Here is a 6623-nt window from a genome sequence, read left to right as displayed (position 1 = left end):
CCCCCGCCGCCCGGGCGACTGCCCCCGCCCCGCCGCCCCCCCCCGCGCCGCCGGCCCGGCGCGGGGCGCGGCCGGCCTCAGCGGGTCTCCGCGGCGCCCTCCCGGGCACCCTCTCGGACCCCGGCACCGGCACCGGCCCGGAGCCGCGCCCGGGGCCGGGCCGTCGCCAGGTGCAGCACCAGTCCGGCGGCGGCGACGCCCGACGCGGCCCAGGGCAGCACCCCCGCCGGGACCCCGGCGGACAGCGCCGCGCCGCCGAGCGCCGCCCCGGTGGCGCTGCCCAGGTAGAGGGCGGAGTTGTTCAGCGCGACGGCCACGCCTCCGCGCCGCTCCCCGGCGATGCCCAGCAGCCGCTGCTGCTGCGGGACCTGCAGGGCCCATCCGACCGCGCCCCAGAGCAGCAGCGGGAGGGCCGCCGCGGCCGGGTGGAGGTGCGCGGCGGCCGGCACCAGTGCCTGGGCCAGGACCAGCACCGCCATGATCGCCCCGACCGTGCCGCGCAGCCGGCCGAACCGGTCGGTGAGCGGGCCGATCACGAGGCTGCCCGCGACCCCGCCCAGGCCCCAGGCCCACAGGTGCGGGACGACGCTGCGCACGCCGCCCGCGTCGGCGAGGACCGGCGCCAGGTAGGTGTAGAGGCCGAGGCTGGCCACCGCGGCCAGGAAGGAGACCCCCACCACGGGGGCGACCGCGCGGTCCAGCAGCAGCGCGGCGCGCCTCTCCGCGGGGGCCGCCGCCCCGGCCGGCTCCAGCCGCGGCAGCAGCAGGGCCGTGCCGGCCATGACGGCCGCGCCCAGCGCCGTGACCAGCCACATGGTGGCCCGCCAGTCGGCCTGCTCGGCCAGGAGCACGCCGAGCGGGACGCCCAGCACGGTCCCCGCGCTCATCCCGCCCATCACCACGGCGAGCGCGCGGCCGCGCCGCTCCGCGGGGACCAGGCGCGCGGCCGCCGCGCTGGACAGCGCGGAGAACAGCCCGGCCCCCGCGCCCGCCACGGCCCGCACCGCGATCAGCGCGCCCAGCCCGGGCGCCACCGCGGTGAGCGCGTTGCCCGCGGTGAACACCGCGAGCGCCGCGACCATCAGGCCGCGCGGGCGCGCCCGGCCGAGCGCCGCGGCGAACAGCGGCGCGGCGATCGCGTAGGCCAGGGTGAACGCGGTGACCGACTGGCCCACCGCGGCCTCCGACGCCCCCAGGTCCCGCGCCATCCCCGGGAGCAGCCCGGCCATGACGTAGGCGTCGAGTCCGAGGGCGAACGCCCCCGCTGCGAGAACGGCGACTCTGCGCACGTGCACTCCTCACTCCGTGTCCCGGCCGCCGCGGCCGGGAACCGCCGGGCGAGCGTAGGCACCGCCGGGACCTGCGGGGAAATGCCCCGGAGAGGCCTTCTATGCTCGGGAGGCATGAACGGGACGGAGTCCGGCGCGGCCGCTTTCGGCACCCCGGGGGTGGAGCTGCGGCACCTGCGGGCGTTCCTGGCGGTCGCCGAGGAGAGCAGCTTCACCTACGCCGCGGCGCGGCTGCGCACCGGGCAGCCCGCCCTCACCCGCACCGTCCGGGCCTTGGAGGAGGCGATCGGCGCCCGGCTGTTCGACCGGACCACCCGCAGGGTCGAGCTCACCGACGGGGGCCGCCGGCTCTACGCCGAGCTGTCCGCGCTCCTGCCCCGCCTGGACGACGTGCTGCGCGCCCCCTGCGCCGGGCTGGTGCTCCGGCTCGGCTTCGGCTGGCAGCTCCCGGACGGCTGGGCCGGGGTGAACCGCTCCTTCACCGAGGAGACCGGGGCGGGGATCCGGCTGGTGCGCGGGGACAGCCCGCTGGCCGGGCTGGACACCGGCGAGGCCGACGTCGCGGTGGTCCGCGGCGACGTCCCGGACGGCGCGAAGGTGCGGGCCCGGCGGCTCTCCGGCGAGCGCCGGGTGGCCGCGGTCGCCCGGCACTCGCCGCTCGCCGCGCGCCGGGTGCTGGACTGGGCCGAGCTGGCCGACCACCCGCTGGTGGTGAACACCGTGACCGGCACCGCCCGCCCCGGCCTGTGGCCCGAGGACGCCCGGCCGGCGGTCCGCTGCACCGCGGGCAACGTCGACGAGTGGGTGGAGGCGATCGCCGCCGGGCACGGCGTCGGCGTCGCCCCGGAGGCGGTCCGCCGGTACGCCCACCCCGGCGTCCGGTACATCCGGCTGAAGAACGCCCCCGAGGTCCCGGTGCACGTGGTGGTGCCGCTCAGCGGCTCCCACCCGCTCGCCGCCCGCTACGCCGCGGCCGCCGAGCGCCTGCTGTCCGCCCGGGACTGAGCGGAGCCGCCGCCTCCGGCCCGGTTCGCCTTCCGCCCGGGGGTGGCGGAGGATGTCCCCGACACGTCCCCCACTTGATCGGAGTTCACCCGCATGGCGCGGAAGAGGGCCCTCTCGGCGACGGCGCTGCTGGCCTCCGGTGCTCTGCTGCTGAGCGGCTGCAGCACCGGCTGGTTCGGGGGCGGCGGGCCGCCCGAGGTGACCGAGGAGTTCCCCTACACCAAGGAAGGGGTCATCTTCCAGGACACCGGGCAGGACGACGAGATGCGCTTCTCCATCACCGGGCTGGAGCGCACCGACGACCACACCGTCATGTACTACGAGATCGAGTACCCGGACGGGTTCGAGGGCGCCAACCGGAACCTGAGCATGGCGCACACCCTCGTCGACCCGGTGTCCGGGCGGGTGTGGCGGCAGTACCACGACGCCGACGGCCTCAAGTACGGCTCGGTCAGCCCGAACGGCGATGGCCTGTACCCGGTGCACGACGGGGCGGTCAACGAGTACCGGCGGTACTTCCCGCGCATCCCCGACGAGGTGGAGCAGGTCACCTTCATCGGCAGCGGGCTGGGCGCGATGACCGGCATCCCGATCCAGGACGTGGACGAGGAGCGGCCCGACCCGGAGGACCCGAACGGGCCCGACCACCTCACCGCGGACGACCCGCCGCCGAGCGGGGAGAACCTGGTCTTCGAGAACCGGCGGCCCGGCGAGGACGCCTCCGCCGACGAGGGCGAGGTGGAGAGCTTCGTCGACTCCGAGATCGCCTCCACCACCCGCGACGGCGACACCGAGACCATCTCGCTCCACTCCGACGTGATGTTCGAGTTCGACGAGTACGAGCTCACCGCCGAGGCCGAGGAGGTGGTGCGGCGCGCCGCGGCATCGCTGGCGGCCAACGTCGACCCGGACGACCCGGAGATCACCGTCATCGGGCACACCGACGGCAAGGGCACCGACGCCTACAACCAGACCCTGTCGGAGAAGCGCGCGGAGACCGTGCGCGACCTGCTCCGGGAGGAGATCGGCGGGGACTACTCCTACGTGGTGGAGGGCCGGGGCAGCAAGGAGCCGGTGGCCCGGGAGGGCGGCCCCGACGACGAGCAGGCCCGCGCCCGCAACCGCCGGGTGGAGTTCTCCTACACCGTCACCCGGTCCAGCGAGGCCGACACCGAGGACGAGACGGACGGCGAAGGGCTGGGCGTGGCCGACCGGAACGTGAGCTGGCCGGCGCCGTTCGAGGCGGACAACGGCTCGGTGGCGGCCAGCGCGGAGAAGGACGGCGTGAAGCTGGACGTCTACCCGCTGCGCCGGGACGGCGCCTACGTGATCGGGACCGTCGACATCACCAACACCACCGACGAGGCGCTCACCCCGGACATGGGCGGCCTGGACGCGCTGCCGGCGGGCGGCCCGGAGCAGTTCAGCAAGGGCACCCTCGGCGGGTTCCAGCTCCTGGAGCCGGAGAAGGGCCTGGTGCGCTACGTGGCGCAGATGAACTTCGGCGACGGCAAGCGCAGCGGCTTCGCCGAGGAGGTACACCGGCTCCAGCCCGGCAACACCTACGAGCTGGTCGCGGTCTTCCCGGCGCCCTCCGCCGACGTGGAGGAGATGACCCTGCGCGCCGGCCCGTTCGGCGAGCTGGAGGGCATCCCGGTGCAGAACTGACCCCTGCCGCCGGCCCTGCCCGGCACCGGCCGCACCTTTGGGAGGGCGGGCGCTCCACTGCGGAGCGCCCGCCCTCCCGCGTTTCCCGCGTGCCCGCGTTTCCCGTGTGCCCGCGCTCTCGCGCTCTCCCATCCGCTCCGGGCACGGAGACCGCCCGGACGGTCCGCCCGGACGGCCCGCTCTGCGCGTGTCCGCCGACGACGGCCCGCCGCCCGGAGGCGGCCAGCGGAGCACGGCCGGGTGCACCGGCCGGCACCGGCACCGCCCGGCCCCTCCGCACCGCCGCGGACACACGGCCGCTCCCTGTCCGGCGTCCCGGCCCATCGGTGCACCGGGACGAACCAGGCGGGGGACCCGCCGCCCGGGGCCGGTCAGCCGGGGAGCCGGTAGACGGAGACGTGCGAGCCCGACTCGGCGATGAACTCGGTCCCGCGCCAGTCGGCGTGCCGGGACTCCAGATCGAAGCCGGCGAGCCGGGCCATGAGGTCCAGTTCGGCCGGCCAGATGTACCGGTGCGGGCTGCGGGAGAGCCGCGCCTCCCGCCCCTCGCCGAACCGGAAGTGGTGCGAGACGAGCCGCTGGTGCAGCACGTCGTAGGTGTCCATGCCGATGTAGCCGTCCTCGGAGTGCCAGACCAGGGCCTGCTGGCCGGGCGGCAGCCGCTGCAGCTCGGGGACGCCCAGCTCGACGGCGAACCGCCCGCCCGGGACCAGGTGGCGGGCGGCGTTGCGGAAGCACTCCACCTGCTCGTCCTGGGTGAGCAGGTTGGAGATGGTGTTGTAGACGAGGTAGACGAGCCGGAACTCCCCCGGCGCGCGGGCGGTGGCCATGTCGCCGAGGACGACCGGGATCTCCTCCTCGTCCGCCTTGGTGCGCAGCCGCTCCAGCATCGGCCGGGACAGCTCGATGCCGCTGACCGGCACGCCCCGCCGCGCGAGCGGGACCGCGATCCTGCCGGTCCCGATGGCGAACTCCAGCGCTCTGCCGCCCCCGGCGAGGGCGGCGAGGCGGTCCACCGCCGGCTCCACCGCCTCCGGCGCGAACATGCCGGTGCCGGGGGTGTCGTACTCCAGGGCGGTCTCGGTGTCCCAGATCTCATCCTGTCGCATGCCGCCCACCCTCACCCGGGGCGGCCGGCGCTGTCGACGGGTTTTCCGGTGCGGGCCGCGCCGCCCGGAGCCGTCGGGCACGGGCCGGAACCGCCGACCGCGAGCCCGGCGGGCGCTACTCGCGGACCCGCTGGGCCGCCTGGACCGCGAGCTGCTCCAGGTCCTCCTGGGCGACGTCGGTGTTCAGGGCGGAGGCGGTGACGTGCAGGTCTCCCGGGAGGGTCAGGATGACGTAGCGGGTGTTCCCCGCGGCGGTGGTCAGGTACTCCAGCTCGCCGTCGAGCTCGTCGGCCTCGGCGGAGTGGTAGGTGTCGCCGTAGACGTCGACGTCCACCTCCCAGTTGGCCTCCTTCTCCCCGCCGGCCTCCTGGATCACCTGCGCGGCGTCGGCCGGGTCGGCGTTGAGCGTGAAGACCAGGGCCAGCACCGGGGCGCCGCCGTCGCCCTCCCCCGAACCGGTCCACACGCAGGAGAGCTGCCGGGCGTCCTCGCCGGCCCCCTCCGGGGCCCCGTCGTCCTCGCTGAGCGAGGCGCCGGACGGGATGTACCCGCCTGCCAGCTCCTCGGCGCCGGCCTCCGCGCAGGTGGAGGGCAGGTCGCCGGCGGCCTTCTCTTCCTCGGCCTCCGGGGAGGCGGACGGGAGGACCGCCCCCAGGTCCGGCAGCTCCAGGTCGCCGAGGGCCTCGTCGCCGCCGAAGGAGAGGTCGCCGCAGCCCGCGAGCAGGACGCCGGAGGCGGCGAGCACGCCCGCCAGCAGCGCGGTCCTGGAGATGGGTGCGGTCGGCGGGAAGCGGCGCATCGGGGGACTCTCCGGTTCGAAGGGAGGCGCCCGCCCCTGCGGGCAGAGGCGCGGCACGTGTACGTCACTCCGCACGGTAGCAAGACCGGGGGCGCTCCCCTCTCCGGGAGCCGAGAGGCGCGCGGGACCGGGCCCCGCAGGCGCACCGGGCGTCTCCGGGACCCGGTCCGCGCCGTCCCGCGGAGCCCGCCGGTGTGGACGGGACGCCGCTCCGGGCGGCGAACACCGGCCGTTCCGCGGAACGCCGTGGCGGTGCCGGCGGGGCCTGGCCCCGCGGACCGCCGGTGAAGGTCGGTGGACCGGGTACGCGGTCGGAGGCTCCGGTGAGGCGGACACCCTGCGGCCGACCGCAGCCGCCCCCTGCCCGAGCCGCCGACCCGGTGGTGAAGCGGAGTGCGGAACCGCCCGCAGCGGGACCCCCGTCCTGCCGTGCACTGCCGACGCGCACAGCATTGACCCCGGATATCGCGTTGTCAATATTCCGCGATCGCGCAACCGCCTTCCGGCCGGTTCCGGCAACCTGGTGCTCCAGCCCCTCCCCCACCACTTCCAGGCCGCCCGGTTCTCCACCTCCCGCATGCGAAGACGGCGGAGGCCCAGAGTGCATACAGGCCCCGCCCGAGCCCGGCGCCCCACAGAGCGGGGGTTCAAGCGGGCAGCGAAGGCGGCAGCCGGAACCGGCCAGCCGGTCGGGTGCGGCGTCTCGCGGAGCGAAGGTCAAGACGGGCGGCGAGGGCGAGGAGGGCACCGGCT

General features: G+C 76.3%; 5 protein-coding genes. 2 read left to right on the top strand and 3 right to left on the bottom strand.

Annotated elements, in window-relative coordinates:
* Window positions 1-77: 77 nt before the first annotated feature.
* The gene (locus D459_RS0129965) at window positions 78-1289 is read right to left on the bottom strand and encodes an MFS transporter (RefSeq protein WP_017596682.1); all 1212 of its coding nucleotides are present in this window, start codon (window positions 1287-1289) and stop codon (window positions 78-80) included.
* A gap of 114 nt (window positions 1290-1403) precedes the next feature.
* Here D459_RS0129965 and D459_RS0129960 point away from each other — a divergent pair, with 114 nt between their 5' ends.
* Complete coding sequence (locus tag D459_RS0129960) at window positions 1404-2294, top strand: LysR family transcriptional regulator (protein WP_017596681.1); 891 nt, start codon at window positions 1404-1406, stop codon at window positions 2292-2294.
* 93 nt (window positions 2295-2387) lie between these two features.
* Window positions 2388-3962: an OmpA family protein gene (locus tag D459_RS37460; RefSeq protein WP_017596680.1), complete on the top strand. Its 1575-nt coding sequence runs from the start codon at window positions 2388-2390 to the stop codon at window positions 3960-3962.
* A gap of 371 nt (window positions 3963-4333) precedes the next feature.
* On the opposite strand, the gene D459_RS0129950 is transcribed toward D459_RS37460, so the two are convergent.
* Window positions 4334-5071 (bottom strand): class I SAM-dependent methyltransferase, encoded by a 738-nt coding sequence (locus tag D459_RS0129950; RefSeq protein WP_017596679.1) that lies wholly within the window; start codon window positions 5069-5071, stop codon window positions 4334-4336.
* Window positions 5072-5186: 115 nt separating this feature from the next.
* Window positions 5187-5870 (bottom strand): hypothetical protein, encoded by a 684-nt coding sequence (locus D459_RS0129945; RefSeq protein WP_017596678.1) that lies wholly within the window; start codon window positions 5868-5870, stop codon window positions 5187-5189.
* Window positions 5871-6623 lie beyond the last annotated feature (753 nt).

The sequence above is a fragment of the Nocardiopsis potens DSM 45234 genome, from assembly GCF_000341105.1.
In the GTDB taxonomy this organism is placed as follows: domain Bacteria; phylum Actinomycetota; class Actinomycetes; order Streptosporangiales; family Streptosporangiaceae; genus Nocardiopsis_A; species Nocardiopsis_A potens.
The sequence above is the reverse complement of the archived record's forward strand: the minus strand, read 5'-3'. Positions and strand labels throughout refer to the sequence as shown.

Coding starts and splice junctions, on each gene's coding strand:
- D459_RS0129960 (WP_017596681.1), top strand. CDS start 1,404: ATGAACGGGACGGAGTCCGGCGCGGCCGCTTTCGGCACCCCGGGGGTG.
- D459_RS0129950 (WP_017596679.1), bottom strand. CDS start 5,071: ATGCGACAGGATGAGATCTGGGACACCGAGACCGCCCTGGAGTACGAC.
- D459_RS37460 (WP_017596680.1), top strand. CDS start 2,388: ATGGCGCGGAAGAGGGCCCTCTCGGCGACGGCGCTGCTGGCCTCCGGT.
- D459_RS0129945 (WP_017596678.1), bottom strand. CDS start 5,870: ATGCGCCGCTTCCCGCCGACCGCACCCATCTCCAGGACCGCGCTGCTG.